We start from the raw sequence: 19,300 nt of genomic DNA, 5'->3' as shown, positions 1-19,300 counted from the left end.
TTGTACCGGCTACTGCCGGAAAGGGGGCAAACCGCGGTTTACGGTTTGGGTTTGTAAGTCGTATTCAGTTGGCTGGTGGTAGCCGGGACGAGTCCCGGTCTACGGCAGGACCACTACCTGGGCGCCGAAGACCAGACCGGCGCCGAACCCGATCTGCAGGGCCAGGCCGCCGCTCAGTTCAGGGTTTTCCTGAAGCAGGCGGTGCGTTGCCAGCGGGATCGACGCCGCGGAGGTATTGCCCGCTTGGGCGATGTCGCGGCCGATGACAACGGATTCGGGAAGCTTGAGCTTCTTGACCATCTCGTCGATGATCCGCATGTTTGCCTGGTGCGGAACGAAGGCAGCGAGGTCGCTTGCTTCAATTCCGGCGGCGTCCAGTGCCTGCTGGGCAACCTTGGCCATCTCCCACACGGCCCAGCGGAACACGGTCTGACCGTCCTGCCGCAGGGTGGGCCAAACATCCTGTGTTGCCGAAAGAATGGCGGGATCGTCGATTTCATCGGAGTGCCGGGCGGACTCGCCCAGCTTCTTGACGTCCTCGAGGGAGTGGGTCATGCCGATGGCGTCCCACTTGCTGCCGTCTGAGCCCCAGACGGAGGGGCCGATGCCAGGAGTGTCGGACGGGCCAACCACCACAGCACCTGCGCCGTCGCCAAGGAGGAACGAGATGGTGCGTTCGTGGTTGTCGATGACATCGGAAAGCTTCTCCGCGCCAACAACCAGGACGTATTGTGCTGCGCCGGAACGAACCAGGGCATCGGCCTGGGCCACGCCATAGCAGTACCCGGCACAGGCGGCCGAGATATCGAAGGCGGGTGCCGGCGTCGCGCCCAAACGTTCGGTGAGCGCAGCGGCAGCCGACGGCGTAGCGTAAGGGTGCGTCACGGTGGACACGATTACGGCGCCCAGTTGGGACGCTTCGATTCCAGCCTGCTGCAACGCTTCGCGTGCGGCGCCTTCAGCCATGTCAATGACGCTGATGTCAGCAGCAGCACGGTGGCGGGTGATGATGCCGGTGCGCTGGCGGATCCACTCGTCGGAGGAGTCGATCCACTGGCAGACGTCGTCGTTGGTAACAATGACATCGGGGCGGTAGGCGCCGATGCCCAGGATACGGGCATTCTCGTTGACAACAGCCTTGTTCAACACGGGAGTGCTCATGCCTGTCCCTCCAATTCTGCGAAGAGGGCGAGAGCCGCGGACAGGTCATCCGGGGTTTTGACGGCAACGGTCTTGACGCCGGGCATGCCGCGCTTGGCGAGTCCCGCGAGGGTGCCGGCAGGGGCCAGCTCGATCACGCCGGTGACACCACGGCCGACGAGCGTTTCCATGCATTTGTCCCAGCGGACGGGACGGGAAACCTGGGCGATCAGGCTGTCGACGGCGGCAGGTCCGGCAGTGACTTCCTTGCCGTCGTAGTTGGACAGCAAGGGAACGGCCGGGTTCTGCGGTGAAAGCGACGGTTTGAGGGACTCAAGCGCGCTGACGGCCGGAGCCATATGGGAGGTGTGGAATGCTCCCGCAACCTTGAGGGGGATCACGCGTGCCTTCGCCGGCGGATTCTCTGCCAATGCCTTGAGCTGGTCGAAGGTTCCTGCTGCCACTGTCTGTCCGGCGCCATTGACGTTCGCGGGCGTTGCCCCGGCGGCTTCGATGGCTGCCAGTACCTCAGCGGGATCGCCGCCCACCACAGCACTCATGCCGGTGGGGGTGACAGCGGCTGCGGCGGCCATGCTGTTGGCGCGTTCCCGCACGAAGGTCATGGCTTCAGCTTCCGTGAGGACGCCGGCCAAGGCAGAAGCCGTGATCTCACCGACGGAGTGGCCAGCGAGGATCACGGGAAGGGTGCTGAGCTCGACGTCAAAAAGAGACGTGGCAGCTACCAGCCCTGCCGCAACAATCAGCGGCTGGGCCACCGCAGTGTCCTTGATGGTTTCTTCATCCGAGGTGGTGCCGTGGGCCTTGAGGTCAATGCCTGCGATCTCGCTCAGGTTGGCCAGTTGGCCTTCGACGGAGGGGAGTTCCAGCCAAGGGGCCAAAAATCCGGGGGTCTGGGAGCCCTGTCCAGGGCAGACGATTGCAAGCACGTATCCAGCTTTCCAAATTGCCACGTGATCCACTGGTGTTTTGGTACACCAAGCTCACTGGGTCAGTTTGTAGGAAGTCTACAACGGTTCAGTTCTGTGAACGCGACGTATGACGTTCGGGAGCGGCTTTCGGTTGGGCTGAAAGCCGGCCTACCACCAGGGCAGTTTGGAGGACAAAAGCTTCCCTTGGGAGGAGCGGATCCCAGCCTGTCACGTCGCAGACACGCTTCAAACGGTAGCGCACTGTGTTGGCATGGACGAACAGTTCGCGTGCCGTGGCCTCCAGGGAATGCCCCAGCTCCAGATAGGTTCCCAGGGTCTCCACCAAGCCGTTGGAGGCGGCAAGCAGCGGCCGGTAAATGTTTTTGATCAAGGACCTGCGGGCGGCGTCGTCACCGGAGACAACACGCTCTGGAAGGAGGTCGTCGGCGGCAACTGGTCGTGGGGCGGAGGGCCACGCGCGGGCGGCAGTGAGGCCAGCGAATGCTGCCTGGGCCGAGCTGCTGGCTTCCAACAAAGACCCGGCCTCGGGACCATAGACCACTGCGCCCGGCGCAAAAAGTTCGCTGAGTTTGAGGTACGCGGTGTCACGGTCCTGGACACCACCAAGGATCAGGATGAGCCGGTCACCCTGGATTCCCACCAGGGCGTCCTCGGCGAAACGCCCGGCAGTCCGGCGAAGCTCGCTGACGTAGCTGGCGCTCGGTTCTGACGGCGAATTGCCCACCATTACTGTGAAGCGCTCCTGGGCTTTCCAGCCAAGGGCTGCGATCCTGGACCGCAGAGCATCGGTATTCTCACCGCGAAGGATGGCATCCACGATCAGTGCTTCCAGGCGGGTATCCCAGGAGCCGCGGGACTCGGCTGCCCGGGCGTAGACGTCCGCAGCAGCAAAGGCCACCTCCCGCGAGTACCGGAGGACGGCTTCGCGAAGTGAGGGCTGGTCCGATTCAGGCGCGATCACCGGAACCTGGTCCTCCACCACCTCCACGACGATGCGGATCAGCTGCAGGGCTTTTTGCAGGCTGATGGATCGGGTCAGTTCTGTGGGGGCGTTGCCGAACACGTCCGTGAGGATCCAGGACGGCGAGCTGGGGCGTTCGTACCAGGTCACGAACGCCGCGATGCCGTTCTGTGCCACGAGCCCCAGTGCCGAGCGCTCATCGGAGCTCAAACGGCTGTACCAGGGCAGCGACTTCTCGAGTTGGCGCATGGTGCTGGTGGACAGTTGGCCCACGTTGGCGCGGAGTTGACGCAGAGTTTCGGCCTTTTCAGGCGACAATGCCTGGGTTGCTGCCTTGCGCTTGGTGGTGGTTTTGCTCGGCTCTGCCATGGAATGAGCATACGGCCCATCCCGGGCAAGCTCCATTTGTGAGAAGGCTACAACTTGCGTTGTTGCTAATCACATGCACGGGAGTCGTCTTCCCACACGCTTAAACCACGACGGCGGCCGCCACCTTTCGGTGGAAGCCGCCGTTTCGTTGGTGCTGGAGTGGCCCTTGGTACCGGACAGCGTCCGAGGGTTTTCCTGCGGTGGTTAGGCGTCGCCGCCTGCGCCGCCGGTGGTGCCGGCGTTCACATCCAGGAGTCGGTACTTCTCGATGGCCTTCTCCAAGGCACCTTCTTCAACTTCTCCCTTGGCGGCAAGGAGTTGGAGGGTTTTGGCGACGATGGAGTGGGTGTCGTTTTTGAAGTAGCGGCGTGCGGCTTGGCGGGTGTCGGAGAAGCCGAAGCCGTCTGCTCCGAGGGAGGCGAAGTCGTTGGGGATGAATTGGCGGATTTGGTCGGGGACGGCTTTCATGTAGTCGGTCACGGCGATGACGGGTCCGGTGTGGCCTGCGAGTTGTTCGGTGATGAACGGGGTGCGGGCGGGTTGGCCGGGGTTGAGGAAGGCGTGTTCTTCGGCGGCGAGTCCGTCGCGTCGGAGTTCGTTCCAGGAGGTCACGGAGTAGATCTCGGCGGCGACGTTCCAGTCTTCGGCGAGGATCCGTTGGGCTTCGAGGGCCCAGGGCACGGACACGCCGGAGGCGAGGATGGCCGCGGTGGGCCGGTTCGCTGTGTTGGTGCCGTCCGCGGTGGGTGCTTCGGCGAGGCGGTAGATGCCTTTGAGGAGCCCGTTGACGTCCAGGTTCTCTGGTTCCGCGGGTTGGGTGATGGGCTCGTTGTAGACGGTGAGGTAGTACATCACGTTTTTATCGGATGCAGTTCCGCTGCCTTGCGCGTCAGCGCCGCTGTCAGCGTCGGGGCCGTACATTTCTTCGAGGCCGTGGCGGATGATGTGGCCGATTTCGTAGCCGTAGGCGGGGTCGTAGGTTTTCACGGCGGGGTTGGTGGAGGCCAGGATGGGGGAGTGTCCGTCGGCGTGTTGGAGTCCTTCGCCGGTGAGGGTGGTCCGTCCTGCGGTGGCGCCGATGATGAAGCCGCGGGTCATTTGGTCTGCTGCGGCCCAGAAGGAGTCCCCGGTGCGTTGGAAGCCGAACATGGAGTAGAACACGTAGATCGGGACCAGGGGTTCGCCGTGGGTGGCGTAGGCGGTGCCGGCGGCGGTGAAGGCTGCGACGGCGCCGGCTTCGTTGATGCCGGGGTGGATCAGTTGTCCGGCGGGGGATTCTTTGTAGGCCAGGACGAGGTCGCGGTCCACGGAGAGGTAGTTCTGGCCTTTGGGGTTGTAGATTTTCGCGGTCGGGAAGAACGCGTCCATTCCGAAGGTGCGGGATTCGTCGGGGACGACGGGCACGAACCGGGCGCCGAAGTTCTTGTCCCGCATCAGGTCTTTCAGGAGCCGGACGAAGGCCATGGTGGTGGCGGCTTGTTGTTTCCCGGAGCCGCGTTTGGCGACGTCGTAGGACTTCGCCTCTGGCAGGGTGACGTCGGTGTGTTTGCGGCGGCGTTCGGGGACGAACCCGCCGAGTTCGGCCCGGCGTTCCATGAGGTATTTGATTTCCGGGGCGTCCATGCCGGGGTGGTAGTACGGGGGCCGGTAGAGGTCAGCGTCGAGTTGGTCATCGCTGATGGGGATGCGGAGGTGGTCACGGAAGGCTTTGAGGTCTTCCATGGTCAGTTTCTTCATCTGGTGGGTCGCGTTGCGGCCTTCGAAGTGCGGGCCCAGTCCGTAGCCCTTGACCGTTTTGGCCAGGATCACGGTGGGTTTGCCCTTGAACTCGGTCGCTGCCTTGTACGCGGCGTAGACCTTGCGGTAGTCGTGGCCGCCGCGTTTGAGGCCCCAGATCTGTTCGTCGTCCAGGTCCGCGACCATGTCCTTGGTCTGCGGGGACTTGCCGAAGAAGTGTTCCCTCACGAACCCGCCGGACTCGGCTTTGTAGGTTTGGTAGTCACCATCGGGGGTTTCGTTCATGATTTTCACCAACGCCCCGTCCTGGTCTGCTTCCAGGAGGGAATCCCATTCCCGGCCCCAGACGACCTTGATGACGTTCCAGCCCGCACCGCGGAAGAACGCTTCGAGTTCCTGCATGATTTTGCCGTTGCCGCGGACCGGTCCGTCCAGGCGCTGGAGGTTGCAGTTGATCACGAAGTTCAGGTTGTCCAGGTTCTCGTTCGCGGCGAGCTGGAGCAGGCCACGGGACTCGGGCTCGTCCATTTCCCCATCGCCGAGGAACGCCCAGACCTGCTGGTCACTGGTGTCTTTGATGCCACGGTTCTGCAGGTACCGGTTGGACTGGGCCTGGTAGATCGCGTTCATCGGGCCGATACCCATCGACACGGTCGGGAACTCCCAGAAATCCGGCATCAGGCGCGGGTGCGGGTAGGAAGACAGGGCATGGCCGGCCTTGGACTTTTCCTGACGGAACCCGTCCAAGTCCTCCTCCGTCAAACGCCCTTCCATGAACGCCCGGGCGTACATGCCCGGGGACGCGTGGCCCTGGAAGAACACCTGGTCCCCGCCGGAGGGGTGGTCCTTGCCGCGGAAGAAGTGGTTGAACCCCACCTCGTACAGGGTCGCGGCCCCGGCGTAGGTGGAAATATGCCCGCCGACCCCGATATCGGCCCGCTGCGCACGGTGGACCATGACCGCGGCGTTCCAGCGCATGTACGCACGGTACCGGCGCTCGAACTCCTCGTTCCCCGGAAACTCTGCTTCCTGGTCCACCGGGATCGTGTTCACATAATCAGTGGTCGTCACCATCGGCACACCCACCGACCTCGCGCCGGCACGCTGCAACAAACTCCGCATAATGTACTGGGCACGCTCGGTACCCTGCTCCGCGATCAACGCATCAAGGGACTCAATCCACTCAGCGGTCTCTTCCGGATCACGATCAGGCAGCTGGGCAGTCAACCCGCTGAGGATGTGTGAGGTCTCTTCTCCTGCAGCCACGTCCAACCTTCCTTTAGGCGCATGCATCGGCGCCTCAGGTCTGGCAGGGTAACTGCCCGTCGTGAACGCGTCGTGTGCGACATTTCGGTTTCAACAGCCCGGTCGGATGCGCCGGGCAGGTCTTGTGAGCGCTTGGCTGCCCAGTAGAATTCTGCGGGGCGATCGCCCTGCAGCCAGAGCGCTCATGGCCACTCTAGCTTTCACTGCGCTGGGATGCGTAGCCGTGGGCCCTGAAGGGCGTTGTATGTCACACCCCGCCGGCCTGCGTGACGGAAAGCACGTGATTGTCACAGCCCCGAAACACCCCGGGGAATGCGGAATGTGGCCCGTGGCAGGGACAATGGCTTGAAGCACACGCCCAAAGGGTGTTGGCTGTTAGTAATGGAAGTCACTTCAAAAGGAGGAAACGTGAGCGAGGCCGACGCCGCCACATCGGTAAATGTGGCGGAACGAATGGGTTTCAAAGATGGGGATCTGATTCAGGAGCGCGGCTACGACGACGACGTCGACTTCGACTTGCGTGATGACGTTGAAGATGTGACGGGCTCTGAGCTGTTGGATGAAGACGACCACGACGTAGTAGATGCCGTTGTCTTTTGGTGGCGGGATGGCGACGGTGATCTTGTTGATGCCCTCATGGATTCGCTCACCACGCTGAAGGAAGGTGGAGTTGTCTGGGTACTGACCCCTAAGTCCGGCCGTGACAACTACGTTTCTCCGGCTGATATCCAGGATGCGGCCCCCACATCCGGGTTGCACCTCACCACCTCTGCCGGGGTGTCGAAAGACTGGAGCGCCACCCGACTGGTGCCAAAGAAGAACAAGTGACCGATGTCCGACTGGCGCCGGCTCCTGCGGTCGTTCCGCAGCCGGGCCAAGCTGCGCCGGACTTTGAGCTCGTAAACCAGTTTGGCGAGCCTGTCCGCCTGTCGGATTACCGGGGCCGCAATGTAGTTGTTGTGTTTTACCCCTTCGCGTTCTCCGGGATCTGCACCGGTGAACTTTGTGAGATTCGCGACAATATTGCGGCGTTCGAGGACTCGAACGCCGTGGTGCTTGCGGTCTCCGTGGACAGTAAATTCACTCTGCGCGCTTACGCCCAACAGGAAAGCTATGGCTTTGATCTGCTGGCCGATTTCTGGCCTCACGGTGCGGTAGCCAGGTCGTACGGGGTTTTCGACGACGTCAGCGGTATGGCTTTGCGGGGAACGTTCATCATCGACGCCGCGGGGATCATCCGGTACGTCGTAGTCAATCCACGTGGACAAGCGAGGGACTTGGCTGAATACCGTCTCGCGCTCATGGCGCTGGGTCAGCAGCGAGCATGAGCACCGGCCGGCCCGGCGTGGGCATGACTGGTTTTGCCAGCATGGCTCCTGCGCCGGCGGCGCAGCTTGATCCCGAGGAGATTTTTTCCGTCAGGCAGGTTGTAGAGGCCATGGGTGGAAAGCGTCTGGCTGTGCTGACGGGCGCCGGACTGAGCACCGATTCCGGTATTCCGGATTATCGAGGACCAGGTTCTGCACCCCGGAACCCCATGACCTTCCAGGAGTTCATCGGCAGCGAGGCCAACCGCAGGCGCTATTGGGCCCGGAACCACCTTGGGTGGTCCCACTTGAGGCATGCCGACCCCAACGCCGGACACGCAGCGGTGGCGCTGATGGAGCGCAGGGGCCTCCTGTCCGGCCTCATCACCCAGAACGTGGACAGGCTCCACGAGGAAGCCGGCAGCGTCAACGTGGTGGATTTGCACGGGCGCTTTGACCAGGTGGTCTGCCTGGAGAACGGCCATACTTTCAGCAGACGGCTCATTGCAGCGATCCTTGAGGAGATTAATCCGGGATTCCTTAATGCAGCCCTTGAATCCGGGCTGGTGGAAATGGCTCCGGATGCTGATGCAACGGTTGAGGATCCGGAGCTCATCACCTCGTTCGTCATGGCGGTTTGTCCCAGGTGCGGAGGGACACTTAAGCCCGACTTCGTCTATTTCGGCGAGAACGTTCCCAAGGACCGCGTCGAGCGCGCCTACGCCATGGTTGATCAAGCGGAGGCACTCCTTGTAGCAGGCTCGTCCCTGACGGTGCAGAGCGGGCTGCGCTTCGTGCGCCACGCTGCCAAGGCCGAAAAGCCGGTAGTCATTATCAATCGGGGAGCTACCCGGGGTGACAGCTATGCGACCCTGAAACTCGAGCTCGGCGTCAGCGGCGCCTTGGATTATTTGGCACGGAACCTGCCGGATATTCCCAGCGCGAATCCGCCGATTGGTGTTTCTCCCGATTGATCATGTAGAGTCATTGTTCGTTGGTTGAAGCGCTGAGGCACTGAAACCGCACCATGGGTCTTTAGCTCAGCTGGTAGAGCGCCACGTTTACACCGTGGATGTCATCGGTTCGATCCCGGTAGGACCCACGAAATTCCCTAGCCCGCCCTTCTGGTAGAAACACCGGAACGGCGGGCTTTTTCGTGCCCTTAGTGGCGTGTTGGTGGGGGAATGTTGGGTAGGGAAGGTTTGGAAAGTTTTGGGAACCATGCCCAAAGTTGAAGTGAGTGAAAGTGGCGCGATGCAGCGGACTCTCCCAGAATCCTCTCAGCGCCTCCCAGACAGTGGCGCCTGTTAATTCCCCGCGATCCTTGGGACAATTGGGGTATGACGAACACCAACGAGCAAATCCAGGCCGCCCATGAGGACATGGAGAGGGCAGTTGCTTGGGGCCGAACCGAACGGGACTACGAGGACCTGCGCCGATTCGTTGAGCGCCGCATAGAAGACGACGAGCAAGCACTCCAAGGCGGACTCGTTGGTAACCCCTTCAGATCCATGGCCGAGTGTGAGGCCAAACGCTCGCTCTTCGATGCGTGCGACACCTACCCAACCGATGAGGGAGAGCGGACCCTGAAGATCCTCGCCCGCATCTACCGCTTCCACCCCAACTATGAGAGCGCCTGGGCGAAATGAGCGACTTGGAAGACTCAACCAAGCCAATAGTGGAGTTCTTGCTTGCCCGCATAGCCGAAGACGATGCCGCTGCCCAAGCCGCAGCAGATTCACCCTCACGCGCCGGCCCCTACTGGGGCAATACATTCCGGGAAGTGTTCGGCCTGCGCCTCGCTCCAGTGGGCACCACAGTCGCGTCCTCCTACGCCGATCACATCGCCCGCAATAACCCGGCCCGCGTCCTTGCCGAGTGCGCCGCAAAGCGACGTGTCATCGAGCTGACGGACGACGTTGCGTGGCTGGATAGCGCACTAACGTCTGAGATGGGCGGCAAGGACGAAGGCAGCGCGGACAGCATCCTCTATGCCCTCGCCGCCGTCTACTCTGATCATCCTGATTATCGGAAGGAGTGGGCGTAGTGGCGAAGTCATTTATCGCAGAACCGAATCACTACTGGATTCCAATTGACAACGGCGAGTGGTTCTGTAGCTGCCGTTGGCGCCCTAACTATTACGGCGGCGATCCTCTTGATGTGCAGGTAGCTAAGCACAAGCATGAAGTGGAATCTGGCCAGAACACTTTCATCGCCATTCCCTGCCCAAAGTGCAAGGGAAAGGGACTCCTAGGGCCCGCCAAAGGACGTCGAACATACTGCCCCGAGTGCCAAGGGAACGGAGTTAGCCAATGAGCGTCACGACTCTCCCCTACATGGAAGCCGTCCCACAGCATGACAGCGTGCGGGATGACTGGTACGTGCTGGAGTGTCAGCTCTGCGACTTCCGCACCTTCGGCGGAGCGTTCCACGTCTGCGAGGATGAGGCCTCAGACCACCTCGATGAGTGCCACCCACGGAAACGGCAGATGGCCGAGGACGAGAGACGTCAGCACTACGAAAAGTTGATGGCTCAGGCACAAACCCCGATGGTCCACCCGCGAGACCTCAACTTCAACAACGCGAGACACTACCTCAAAGAAGGCAGACGCTACGTCCACCAGGAGGACGCGCTGGCGTTGGTCCGTGGACTCGCGGAGAAGCACAAGGACCTGCTGGAACGGCTGGAGGGCTGATGCCGCAACGCTATGACCACGCGGCGACAGAGTTTGAGAGTAAGGTCTCCGGGTTCCTGGCGATGATGGATCTCTCCGGCCGGACCACTGGAAGCCTCATGAAGCGGAGGTTGAAGCGCGAACGCCCTTCTGATTGGGAAGCGGTCGGAAACGATCTCCGGGCAGTGATGCCCGCCAACGACAAAAAGACCCCCACCCGGTAAAGGGTGGGGGTCTTCGCGTTACTCCTTGCGGCGGACGATGCCGTTGCTGTCGATGTACAGGTTTCCAGACGACGGCTCGGCATCAAGCTTGGTCTCACCGGTTACAGTCAGGCCGCCGTTTTCGATGGTGATATGACCAGTGACAGCCTTAGGCGCTACGGGTGCGCCGGCATCAAGCTTGACCCCCTTGAGCAACTCATTCACCCGGGGGATCGCTGCGATGCGTGCGAACGCGCCCGCCAGAGCTGCGAGAACACCGGCCGCGCCCAGCAGCCAGGCGATGATCCCGGCAGGCAGGACCGCGCCGAGCTCTTCAGCAAGGATGTTCAGGACGGTTGGGCCCACCGTGACAACCAGCAGCACGGCAGGGACCAGCACCTCCCAGAACGTCCGCCAAACAGCCCGCCACGGGTTCGCGACTTGCGACGGGACAGCAACGTGATCAGCCATGGGTCAGCCTTCCTGGCTCAGTGTGACGGTGGCGATGGCTTCCAGCCCGGCCAGTGCTTCCGCGGCGCCCGCTCGCGCCGCTTCCTTCATGGCTTCGACGTCCACGGGTTCGCCCTTGCCGAGGTTCTCCAGCGCGGAGAGGATCGCAGCTTGGCCGCCCTGCAGGTCCGCCAGCATCTGCGGGATGGGGCCGGCGTTGCGTTCGCCACTCACGCCCGGGAGGATCAACTGGGTGAGCCCGTCCAGGCGGCGCTGGTTCTCTTCGATGACCAGCATGAAGCCGGGATGCTGCTTACCGTCCTTGTCCTTCCAGCCTTCGTAGGCGATGTCCTGGATGTAATCGAGTGCGGCCATGTCGGCGTCTCCTTCTGATGTGGTGGAGCCTGTGAGGTTGATTGAATCAGCGGCCTTGACTACGGCCACGCCTTCGATGTCTTCCGTCCAGCCGAGGTAGGTGGGGCGGAGTGCCCTGTAGTAGGACAGGAGGTGGTCAAGGTTCGGGTGGTGGTGCGGGGTGTTGCTGGGGTCACTCGTGGAGAACACCGACCCGTCAGGGGCCATCAAGGCAACGTGGCCCAGTGGTTCCTCCCCGAGGTGGAACCAGACCGGCACCCACCGGCCGGCGGGGAAGTTGCGGTCCCGGTGCTTATACCGGGCCGCGTTCCACCCGGCGGTGGCGCTTGGGTAGAGGCCATTCAGTCCGAACGCCTGACGGACGTACATCAAGCACCAACCCGGATAGCACTTGATGTTCGGATTCGGGGTGATCAACTGCTTCATCGCTTGTCCTTATCGTTTGTCCAGTCGGCGTCCAGGCGGAGCTGGAAGAAGAGGACGGCCAGCCGGACGGCGGCCACCAGAACTGCGCTGTAGATCACGAGGCGGAAGACCTCCCGCAGTGGTGTAGCGCCGAAGAGTCCGCTGGTGATGATCAGGATGAACAGGGACGCCAACGACGCCAGCAGCATCATGAGTGCCCGGCCGGTCCGCGTCTTCCACCAGTCCGGGGCCGTGATCCAGTAGATGATCGGCAGGGCTACCCAGAACGAACCGGCCACGTAGCCGATGTACAGCCCTGGCAGGCCAAGCAGCCAATAGACTGCGAGGATGGAGAGGCCAATGGTGGTGAAGATGACACCCTTCAAGATGCATTTCTTCTTCACGTGGCGCCTCCTAACTTTCGGATGATGGATGCTTCTATGGCCGGCGCGAAACCGTTTCGGAGGTTGACTTGGCGGAGGTCGTTGGCGGCGACGGAGGCGGTGTGTGCTTGCCGTTCGGCCATGACGTGCATCTGTGCCGCCTCTGCAAGGTCCCTCGCCAGCGGTTCGGGATCCGGGCTGGTCAGGTTCGGTGCTTTTGGCTGCGCTCGTTTGAACCACTTCACGACGTACCACCTGCTTCCTGCAGAGAGGTCATGACGTGCTTTGTGGTGCGGGCCGTTTCGAGTAGTTCGGCGTTGGCGTTGGCAAGCACTGAGATGGTTTCGCCCTTCCGTTCGGACGAGGCTTTCCACCCGTCCCGGTCCGCTTCCGTCCGGGTGAGTGTTTTCTCGTAGACCTGCACGACGTCGTTGTGTGATGCCCGGGTTACCAAGCGCCCCGTGAAGACCAGCCAGAACACTGCCAGCGTGGCCGCCACGGGGCTGGAGAGGCCCACCCATGCGGGGATTCCGTCAATCAATGGGGCCTCCCTAAACCGGCCGCAAATGCGGCTCGTCCATTAGGTCAAACGTCCCGCCAGAAACACCCGCGAAGGTCGCCCGGACCGACGTTGTGACAAAGCCGGTACCGTCTCCTTTGAGTTCGGCGGGCATCGTGACAAAGATCCGGCACCACTTGGTTGAACCATCGGCCGGAAGCGTGAAAACCTTCTCTCGCTTCAGTTGGGTGTCATCAGTGGTGTCGTGCACCTGCAATCGGATAGAGGCTTCAACGCCGCCTGTTGCCTTCACAGGCACAACCAGCTCACACATTCCGCCCATAGCCCAACCAAAGTTGGTCGCGAGGCTGACGTTTTGGTGCAGAGATCCAGCAGTCCCAGAACCGGACGCGAGGGTCTTGCCGCCCTCAGTGCGGAACGTCCAGCCAGAACCTACGGTCCAGCTAGCCGCGCTGTCAGCGAACTGACGGTTTGTCAGCAGGTCCTCACGACGGGAATGGGTAGCGTCCGCAACACCCATTCCAGAAACGGTAAGCACCTCGATCCGTCCCGCGTCGCGCTCCACCGCAAGGTAAGCGAATAGCGCCTCCAGGTCCGACAGGACGAACCCGCCAGCGGTGTCGATAGAGCCGGGATGGAAGTAGATCGTGATCCCGCGCTTGTGCTTCTTGGCTTCTTCGATGCGGGCGATGGTCGGGACTGAACCGCCAGCCTCTGCGCTGTAGTGCGAGCCCCCCATTTTGATACGGCCATCAAGGGGTTGGAGGAAGCCAGTGTTCTTGCCGTCTGCGAAGGCGTGGCTGTTCTGTATCGCCTTAGCGGCAAGGGTGTTCAACCATGCGCTGTATCCACGCCCGAAGTTGAAGTTGTCATAGTAGGACGAGCCGTTGGACATCCAGCCATCCACAACCAGCTTCGGACCGACAGCCGCCTGTAGGCGGGACTGGCCTCCCACGATGGCGTCAACGATCGTCTCCGGTGTGGTGTGGTCGATGTGGTCTGACCCGTGGTTCCAGATCTCAACGCCCTTGTGCAGCGCCATGTCCGTGACCTGGGGCCACGTGATCAGGTTGTTCTGGGGGTCGGCCATGTTGTCCACGTTGAGGCAGATGCTCGCGCAGAGGTCGTACTTATCCAGCAGCGGAAGGACCTTGGCGAATGTGTCATTCAGCCAGTGGTCCATCCTGATGGAAACCACTGCCTTATCAAGCACACCGAGTGCCCCGCGGCGGGCGTAGGCCAACTGCTGGATCATGGCATGACGCGTGCCAGCATTAGGCAGCAGGTCCGTAACTACCGGAGCCGCCGGCGTGGGGGTGTCGTTCTGCCAGGTGGGCCACGAGGACGCGGACCGGGTGATGCGGCTGAACTTCTTGTAGACCCCATCGGATTCGTAGATCTCAATCCGCTGTTGGCCTGCGCTGGAGTTGGTGGCGGTGGTGACTTCCAGTACGGCGGTGTTGTTGACCGCTGTGCCGCTGATCGTCGGCATGCCCGTCATCGTCGCCGCGGACGTCGCGGTGGAGATGATGTACGTCCCCGGTACCCGGAGAGTGTTCAGGTTTGTGCCGTCAGCGAGGATGCCTTGGAACTGGCGGTCTGACCGCCACGAGGTGTCCCACGTCGAAGCGGAACGGGTGGTGCGGGTCCACAGCTCAAAGTTGCCGTTGGACAGCGGGATACCCACAGTGCGCTGCGTAGTCAGGGTGGCCGCGTCGTTCTTGCTCACCCAAATCTCACACGGTACAGCAAACGGGAGGTTCACCATCGTGGCCGCGGAAGCGGAGGACGCCACCGTGTAGATGCCCGGGGCCCGGAGAGTGTTGATGTCCGTACCATCTGCCAGCACACCGGCCTTTTTGAGGGCACTGTTGACCAGGTTCCAGTTCGCCGCGTCATAAGCTGCAGCGGAAGTGAACGTGACCTTAGCGGAAACGATGTCACCGGCCGGCGAAACCACCAGTTGACCGGCAGTGTAGACAGTGTTGGCCTTCCAACGGGGGAGAGCTTGCACTGTGCTGCCCTCAACGGCGCCAAGGCGGGCGTCCTGGGTGGAAGCGTTCCAGTCAGCAGCGTTGTAGCTTGCGCCTGCCGTGAAGTCCACTTTGGCCGTTACGATGTCGCCGTTTGGGGCGGCCACACGCTCCCCGGCCTTGTAAGCCATATTGGGCACCCACCGGATGAGGCCCGGAATTCCTGCAACAGCCACGGATGGCCTCCTTAAATGCGTGGGGCGGACCCGTTATGGATCCGCCCCGAAGATGTGTGGGTTGTGGTGGGTTAGCGCACTAGGGCTGCCCCGACAGGCTCCAGAGTTGCCCGGTGGGTGTCGCTCGCGCCCAGCACGACAAGCTGGCCGGCCGCAATTTTGGTGTCGAGGTACGCGAAAATCTCAGTGAGGTTCGCCGTCGTGAGGTACCCGGGCTGATCGAGGTTGCGCGGGTGGAGCATGAGCTGCAACGCCGTCTTCGTGGACGCGGCAATGTCGATCTGACCCTTGATGGCCGTGACCGTCTGGTCCTCGATGGTGTAGTGCTGTGCGCCCTGCTTGATTCGGCCATCCAGTGCCCGGAATCGTGTGTTCGGGATGGACCCTGAGAACACAGCGTGGAAGGCCATGATCAGCGAGCCCGCGTAGGTGCTGGAGAAAGCGCTTATGCTGGCCCCGGTTGAAAGGCCACCCATGCCGTTGGTTGTGCCGGGCATGATGAAGTGCTCCACAGGCCGGCCGAGCTGCGCTTCGAGCTCCTGCTTTCCCACCACGATCCCGTCCCAGATCGCGGCCTTGGTGTCGAGATCCTTGTGGGTGCCGGTGGCGTTCCCGTCCGCGGTGTGGTTCGCGAACTCGTGGCCCGCATCAATCCACGCCGTAGCGTCCGCCATCGACGCGCCGGAGTTCTCCGCCTTAGCCCAGTTGCGGGAGTTCATCGCGATCAGGCATTTCCAGTTGCGGCCGCCTGAGTTCAGCATGGGCATGATCGTTGTCTTGATGACGGTCAGCCCATGATCAAGTCGGATAGTTACGACGCCCTTGTTGCCGGTGGAGACCATGGGGTGGCGGGCGTTGAACTCGTCAATCAGGTACGCGTTCGGGGTGCCGTAATGCCCGGAGTCCAGGACAAAGTACCCGGCCCCGTCGATGCGTTCCCACTCGGACCAGACGCCGGCGGAGATGAGCGTCCTCCACCACCGGGACGGAGTGGTCTGCAGGACCGTGTACACCTGTTCCGTGTACGAGGACCCCGAAGCGTTTCCGGACCTGACCACAAGATAGGAGGCCCGGTTCGCGGCACCGGCTGGTTTGTTCACCAGCGTGGCTGCGGTCGCCTCGTTCGGGATGTAGTACTGCCCGGCGCCGTTGTACCCAGTGAGGGTGTTCAGGTCCGTGCCGTCCGCCAAGACCGTCGCCCCGTTATCCAGGCGCTTCCACGCAGACCACGTGGAACCGGTGAGCATCTGCCGCCACCACCGCTGCGGACCAGTACCCATAACGGTGTATGTCTGGGTGGTGTACCCGTAGCTGGCAGGGCCGCGCTCAACAACCAGAGTGCCCGGGCCCGTGACCACGCCCGGGGGCAGGTTCGTCATCGTTAGCACAGACGCCGTGTTCGCGATGTACCAAAGCCCGGTGTGCGTCGTCAGCGTGACGTTATTCAGGTCCGTGTTGTCCGGAAGCAGGCCTTGCAGCCACGTCCCCAGATCACCCTTCTCGCCCTTCAGCTCCGCAAGAAATACCCATTGGAATGTCATCAGACGTTCACCCATTCACTAAGGACCCACGTGTTCGCAGGGTCGTCGTCATTGGCTGGATTGGCTTTCAGCCACAGGGCGAAAGGACGCGGGTTGTCTGGAGGTGTCAGGGACACGTAGACCATGCGCGTGTTCTTCGGAGGCTTGCCAAACAGGTTCGTGAACGAACCACCCGTGGTGGGCACTTGGAGCTGCCAGTCAGGGAAGTCCGCCTTCACGTAGTTCCCGCCGGCGTCCAGCCACTGGATCGAAACGGTGTACCAGGCGTCGTCCATCATGTCCGTGGTGGACTCCAGATTGGCCGTGAAAGAACCATTGGAGGCAGGGGCCACAGTCAGTATCTGAGTGGGGAATATCTTCCCTGCCTTGGCCTGTGGCGAGTTCAGCTTGAAGTGGATTTCCGGGTTCATCCCGGCAAGGTGATCACCGCTGATCTCCGTGACGTTGCCGGTCACTGGCACGTTCGGCATGCTGCCTCCTGGCATGAGAAAGGCCCCAGTAGGGGCCAGATGTATTAATTCGCGCCGTGATCGATTACGATTCGGACATGGGGAAAATTGGGGGACTAACAGTCAGCTTCGCCACCGCGCTCGTGCTCGCTGGTTGCACAGCGCCGGTGACCGAAGCGGCACCCGCCGTTGAGGCTGAGATTCAGCAGGTCGCCCAGGTGAGCACGGCCGTTCAAGACGCGATGCTGATCGAACTCCGCCCGCTACTGAAAACCTTGAAGTCCAGTGACGCTGAGCTCACGCGTGAGGCGTACGAGGCCTGCGCGAACCTCTTGTTCCGCAGCAAGGACTCTTACCGCGAAGGCGTCATGAATGACTACGCCTCAGACCTCACGCTGGCCTTGGACCACCTGACTGTGGCGGCTGCAGCGAAGCAGTACATCTGCCCCGCTACGTGATCAGCTTCAGTGACCCGGTAGTCGGGTCGATATAGACGTTCGATTCAACACCCGTGACACTTGGCAGCCCGTCGAACCTCACGGAACCGTTGGCCACTGTCACCTGAGTTGAGCCTGCAAACAACGCCGTCGTGGTGCCCGCTATCAGGCCAGCGTTACTAGAGCCACGCACGAGAACAGCCCCAGCGTTACCTCCAACGCCTCCGCCACTCTTGAAAGTAAACCCGCCGTTCGCGTCGTCTGGATCGATGAGGGTGTTCCCGCTGTCGATGACCCCTGCGAAGCTGATCGTTGTGTCTCCGAACTTGGCGGACCCATCCGGGTTGATTTCAGATGTTCCGCTGGTGAGCTTCCCTGAAGAACTGATTGTCATCGTGCCAAATTTGGCGGAGCCGTCAGGATTGATCTCAGCCGAGCCGCTGGTGATCTTCCCTGTCGGGCTAATCGTCATGGTCCCGAACTTCGCTGATCCATCCGGGTTCAGCTCGATTGACCCCGCTGTGATTTTTCCGCCGGACGCCACCACAAGGTCACTCATCAACGTGACCAACCCGGAAACATCCAATGGCCCGCTAATATTGACGTCGCCTGTGAAGTTGATGATGCCCGAAGCGATCAGTTCGCCAATGATGTGGGCGGACCCAGTGACCTGAAGCCCACCATTCTCAATGGTTATGACACCGCCGTCTGAGACGGTGATGCCGCCTCGGCCGATACCCATGCTGCTCTGGTTCGTGGAGTTCTCCAGGCGCCGAAGGCGTTCGTAGATCTCATTGACGTCACCTTGGGTGAGGTTGTGTATTTGGCTCAAGGGTCACCCGCCGATCTCTTGGAACTGCATCGTGATCCAGTCCCGGTCGAACGTGAACTGAATGAGACGCCAGTCATGCTGGCCAGCGGATAGGAAGTACAGTCCGGAGCTCTTCACTCTGGCTGTTCCTCCCAGGATGAGCTCCCCAACTTTTACCGCACCCGTCACTGGGATCTGGAAGCTGAGTTGCTGGGTTGGTTCGTTGCGGCTGTTGACGTCCGCTGTGACGCGGGCTTGGAGTTGGGTGCCGTCCTTCATGTCGCTGTAACTCTCGGACCGCTCCAACGCGGGCGCGGCGCCTGTGAAGGCGGAGGCGTCCCGCACGAGGATCTTCTTGCCTGTGCCTTCGCCCCGGCCAATAACCTTGTTAGAGACCTTGGACGCATCCGTGATCAGCTTGAGGCGCCGAACATCTGTCATGGGTGCGGTGGCGTCCCACTCCCAGAAACCTGAAGTCAGGTCACCTGACCGCATCACCCATTCGATGGTCTCCACGCCGAGGGCCCACCGGTTGTCGAACTCGACGTCCGGGCCGCCTTCGGTCTTGATGACTTCCTGCAAGGCGTCGTCCACCCGGTGGAACTTGAAGCCTTCGTAGCTGCGGGAGTGGGCTCCGGCGACGTCGGCGGTGAAGATCAAGGGCAGCTCATACCGTGCTGCGGGTTCCGCGTCCAAGCCTTTGGCCACGATCCGGTTGGCCAGTGTCGCCAGCGTCCGGTTGCTGAAAGTGACGTCAGCCGCGGTCTGTGCCCCGTCCCCGTGGACGTTCAACAGGTATCGGAACTTCCACAACCACCAGATGTCCGTGTGGTTCACGGTGATGGTGCCGGCGTCCAGGTCCTCCGTGATGCTCTGGATGAACCCGGCGTAGACGGCATTCCCGTCCCACTCAGCCACCAGCACCCGCTCAAGCGGCCGGATGGTGTCGATGGTGATGGGTCCGGCCACTTGCACGTCCCGGCCATGGAAGGTAGCCATGCCGCTGGACCCGGTGTTCAGTGCCCTGCCCCCGGTGAACTGCGTGGGGAACAGCCGGACCTTATCGCCCCAGGTGGAGGTGCTGATGGAGTAGTATTTCCACCCCATGGGGC

Annotated in this window: 22 protein-coding genes and 1 tRNA gene; 9 read left to right on the top strand and 14 right to left on the bottom strand. The window is 61.9% G+C overall.

Annotated elements, in window-relative coordinates:
- Window positions 1-99 precede the first annotated feature (99 nt).
- The 4 genes from CGK93_RS14325 to aceE all read right to left on the bottom strand — a co-directional run bounded on the left by CGK93_RS14325 (window position 100) and on the right by aceE (window position 6,450).
- Entirely contained in the window at window positions 100-1,161 is a 1,062-nt protein-coding gene (locus CGK93_RS14325) for a beta-ketoacyl-ACP synthase III (protein ID WP_089595418.1), read from the bottom strand.
- Window positions 1,158-2,087, bottom strand: a complete 930-nt coding sequence (locus CGK93_RS14320; RefSeq protein WP_198318227.1) for an ACP S-malonyltransferase — start codon at window positions 2,085-2,087, stop codon at window positions 1,158-1,160. Before CGK93_RS14320 ends, CGK93_RS14325 begins: the two co-directional genes overlap by 4 nt.
- An 88-nt stretch (window positions 2,088-2,175) precedes the next feature.
- Complete coding sequence (locus CGK93_RS14315) at window positions 2,176-3,420, bottom strand: PucR family transcriptional regulator (RefSeq protein ID WP_089595416.1); 1,245 nt, start codon at window positions 3,418-3,420, stop codon at window positions 2,176-2,178.
- A 204-nt stretch (window positions 3,421-3,624) separates the two neighbouring features.
- Window positions 3,625-6,450: a pyruvate dehydrogenase (acetyl-transferring), homodimeric type gene (gene aceE, locus CGK93_RS14310; RefSeq protein WP_198318226.1), complete on the bottom strand. Its 2,826-nt coding sequence runs from the start codon at window positions 6,448-6,450 to the stop codon at window positions 3,625-3,627.
- Between the two features lie 381 nt (window positions 6,451-6,831).
- On the opposite strand from aceE, the gene CGK93_RS14305 reads away from it, so the two are divergent.
- From CGK93_RS14305 to CGK93_RS14270, 8 genes are all read left to right on the top strand, one after another.
- On the top strand, window positions 6,832-7,251 hold the full coding sequence (locus CGK93_RS14305) for a DUF3052 domain-containing protein (protein ID WP_089595414.1): 420 nt from the start codon (window positions 6,832-6,834) through the stop codon (window positions 7,249-7,251).
- Window positions 7,248-7,751 (top strand): peroxiredoxin, encoded by a 504-nt coding sequence (locus tag CGK93_RS14300; RefSeq protein ID WP_089595413.1) that lies wholly within the window; start codon window positions 7,248-7,250, stop codon window positions 7,749-7,751. The genes CGK93_RS14305 and CGK93_RS14300 overlap by 4 nt, the downstream gene beginning before the upstream one ends.
- Complete coding sequence (locus tag CGK93_RS14295) at window positions 7,748-8,704, top strand: NAD-dependent protein deacetylase (protein ID WP_089595412.1); 957 nt, start codon at window positions 7,748-7,750, stop codon at window positions 8,702-8,704. Before CGK93_RS14300 ends, CGK93_RS14295 begins: the two co-directional genes overlap by 4 nt.
- A gap of 55 nt (window positions 8,705-8,759) precedes the next feature.
- Window positions 8,760-8,832 (top strand) — tRNA-Val (locus CGK93_RS14290).
- 238 nt (window positions 8,833-9,070) lie between these two features.
- On the top strand, window positions 9,071-9,379 hold the full coding sequence (locus CGK93_RS14285; RefSeq protein ID WP_089595411.1) for a DUF6221 family protein: 309 nt from the start codon (window positions 9,071-9,073) through the stop codon (window positions 9,377-9,379).
- The gene (locus tag CGK93_RS14280) at window positions 9,376-9,777 is read left to right on the top strand and encodes a DUF6221 family protein (RefSeq protein WP_089595410.1); all 402 of its coding nucleotides are present in this window, start codon (window positions 9,376-9,378) and stop codon (window positions 9,775-9,777) included. Before CGK93_RS14285 ends, CGK93_RS14280 begins: the two co-directional genes overlap by 4 nt.
- Window positions 9,778-10,042: 265 nt before the next feature.
- Window positions 10,043-10,426: a hypothetical protein gene (locus CGK93_RS14275; RefSeq protein ID WP_089595409.1), complete on the top strand. Its 384-nt coding sequence runs from the start codon at window positions 10,043-10,045 to the stop codon at window positions 10,424-10,426.
- Window positions 10,426-10,629, top strand: coding sequence for a hypothetical protein (locus CGK93_RS14270; RefSeq protein WP_089595408.1), 204 nt, complete (start codon window positions 10,426-10,428; stop codon window positions 10,627-10,629). The genes CGK93_RS14275 and CGK93_RS14270 overlap by 1 nt, the downstream gene beginning before the upstream one ends.
- Window positions 10,630-10,647: 18 nt before the next feature.
- Here the strand turns inward: CGK93_RS14270 and CGK93_RS14265 are convergent, their stop codons facing one another.
- From CGK93_RS14265 to CGK93_RS14230, 8 genes are all read right to left on the bottom strand, one after another.
- Window positions 10,648-11,079, bottom strand: a complete 432-nt coding sequence (locus CGK93_RS14265; protein ID WP_089595407.1) for a hypothetical protein — start codon at window positions 11,077-11,079, stop codon at window positions 10,648-10,650.
- A 3-nt stretch (window positions 11,080-11,082) separates the two neighbouring features.
- Window positions 11,083-11,859: a hypothetical protein gene (locus CGK93_RS14260; RefSeq protein ID WP_089595406.1), complete on the bottom strand. Its 777-nt coding sequence runs from the start codon at window positions 11,857-11,859 to the stop codon at window positions 11,083-11,085.
- Window positions 11,856-12,242 (bottom strand): putative phage holin, encoded by a 387-nt coding sequence (locus CGK93_RS14255; protein ID WP_089595405.1) that lies wholly within the window; start codon window positions 12,240-12,242, stop codon window positions 11,856-11,858. Before CGK93_RS14255 ends, CGK93_RS14260 begins: the two co-directional genes overlap by 4 nt.
- The gene (locus CGK93_RS14250; protein ID WP_089595404.1) at window positions 12,239-12,466 is read right to left on the bottom strand and encodes a DUF7620 family protein; all 228 of its coding nucleotides are present in this window, start codon (window positions 12,464-12,466) and stop codon (window positions 12,239-12,241) included. Before CGK93_RS14250 ends, CGK93_RS14255 begins: the two co-directional genes overlap by 4 nt.
- Window positions 12,463-12,762, bottom strand: coding sequence for a hypothetical protein (locus CGK93_RS14245; protein ID WP_089595403.1), 300 nt, complete (start codon window positions 12,760-12,762; stop codon window positions 12,463-12,465). Before CGK93_RS14245 ends, CGK93_RS14250 begins: the two co-directional genes overlap by 4 nt.
- Window positions 12,763-12,772: 10 nt before the next feature.
- Window positions 12,773-14,950 (bottom strand): polysaccharide deacetylase family protein, encoded by a 2,178-nt coding sequence (locus CGK93_RS14240; protein WP_089595402.1) that lies wholly within the window; start codon window positions 14,948-14,950, stop codon window positions 12,773-12,775.
- A gap of 71 nt (window positions 14,951-15,021) precedes the next feature.
- Entirely contained in the window at window positions 15,022-16,491 is a 1,470-nt protein-coding gene (locus CGK93_RS14235) for a polysaccharide deacetylase family protein (RefSeq protein WP_157731841.1), read from the bottom strand.
- Window positions 16,491-16,961, bottom strand: coding sequence for a hypothetical protein (locus tag CGK93_RS14230; protein ID WP_089595400.1), 471 nt, complete (start codon window positions 16,959-16,961; stop codon window positions 16,491-16,493). The genes CGK93_RS14235 and CGK93_RS14230 overlap by 1 nt, the downstream gene beginning before the upstream one ends.
- A 77-nt stretch (window positions 16,962-17,038) precedes the next feature.
- Between CGK93_RS14230 and CGK93_RS14225 the strand changes: the two genes are divergently transcribed.
- Window positions 17,039-17,398 (top strand): hypothetical protein, encoded by a 360-nt coding sequence (locus CGK93_RS14225; protein ID WP_157731838.1) that lies wholly within the window; start codon window positions 17,039-17,041, stop codon window positions 17,396-17,398.
- Here the strand turns inward: CGK93_RS14225 and CGK93_RS14220 are convergent.
- Together CGK93_RS14220 and CGK93_RS14215 are read right to left on the bottom strand one after the other, a co-directional pair.
- Window positions 17,391-18,209, bottom strand: coding sequence for a hypothetical protein (locus tag CGK93_RS14220; RefSeq protein ID WP_089595398.1), 819 nt, complete (start codon window positions 18,207-18,209; stop codon window positions 17,391-17,393). The genes CGK93_RS14225 and CGK93_RS14220 overlap by 8 nt on opposite strands.
- A 3-nt stretch (window positions 18,210-18,212) precedes the next feature.
- Window positions 18,213-19,295, bottom strand: coding sequence for a hypothetical protein (locus CGK93_RS14215; RefSeq protein WP_089595397.1), 1,083 nt, complete (start codon window positions 19,293-19,295; stop codon window positions 18,213-18,215).
- Window positions 19,296-19,300: the final 5 nt, after the last annotated feature.

The sequence above is a fragment of the Arthrobacter sp. YN genome, assembly GCF_002224285.1.
Classification (GTDB): Bacteria; Actinomycetota; Actinomycetes; order Actinomycetales; family Micrococcaceae; genus Arthrobacter.
The sequence above is the reverse complement of the archived record's forward strand: the minus strand, read 5'-3'. Positions and strand labels throughout refer to the sequence as shown.

Excerpts from the sequence above, each read along its gene's own strand:
- CGK93_RS14325 (WP_089595418.1), bottom strand. The coding sequence starts at position 1,161 with ATGAGCACTCCCGTGTTGAACAAGGCTGTTGTCAACGAGAATGCCCGT.
- CGK93_RS14230 (WP_089595400.1), bottom strand. The coding sequence starts at position 16,961 with ATGCCGAACGTGCCAGTGACCGGCAACGTCACGGAGATCAGCGGTGAT.
- CGK93_RS14280 (WP_089595410.1), top strand. The coding sequence starts at position 9,376 with ATGAGCGACTTGGAAGACTCAACCAAGCCAATAGTGGAGTTCTTGCTT.
- aceE (WP_198318226.1), bottom strand. The coding sequence starts at position 6,450 with ATGCATGCGCCTAAAGGAAGGTTGGACGTGGCTGCAGGAGAAGAGACC.
- CGK93_RS14295 (WP_089595412.1), top strand. The coding sequence starts at position 7,748 with ATGAGCACCGGCCGGCCCGGCGTGGGCATGACTGGTTTTGCCAGCATG.
- CGK93_RS14260 (WP_089595406.1), bottom strand. The coding sequence starts at position 11,859 with ATGAAGCAGTTGATCACCCCGAATCCGAACATCAAGTGCTATCCGGGT.
- CGK93_RS14265 (WP_089595407.1), bottom strand. The coding sequence starts at position 11,079 with ATGGCTGATCACGTTGCTGTCCCGTCGCAAGTCGCGAACCCGTGGCGG.
- CGK93_RS14225 (WP_157731838.1), top strand. The coding sequence starts at position 17,039 with ATGGGGAAAATTGGGGGACTAACAGTCAGCTTCGCCACCGCGCTCGTG.
- CGK93_RS14275 (WP_089595409.1), top strand. The coding sequence starts at position 10,043 with ATGAGCGTCACGACTCTCCCCTACATGGAAGCCGTCCCACAGCATGAC.
- CGK93_RS14315 (WP_089595416.1), bottom strand. The coding sequence starts at position 3,420 with ATGGCAGAGCCGAGCAAAACCACCACCAAGCGCAAGGCAGCAACCCAG.
- CGK93_RS14235 (WP_157731841.1), bottom strand. The coding sequence starts at position 16,491 with ATGACATTCCAATGGGTATTTCTTGCGGAGCTGAAGGGCGAGAAGGGT.
- CGK93_RS14215 (WP_089595397.1), bottom strand. The coding sequence starts at position 19,295 with ATGGGGTGGAAATACTACTCCATCAGCACCTCCACCTGGGGCGATAAG.
- CGK93_RS14285 (WP_089595411.1), top strand. The coding sequence starts at position 9,071 with ATGACGAACACCAACGAGCAAATCCAGGCCGCCCATGAGGACATGGAG.
- CGK93_RS14270 (WP_089595408.1), top strand. The coding sequence starts at position 10,426 with ATGCCGCAACGCTATGACCACGCGGCGACAGAGTTTGAGAGTAAGGTC.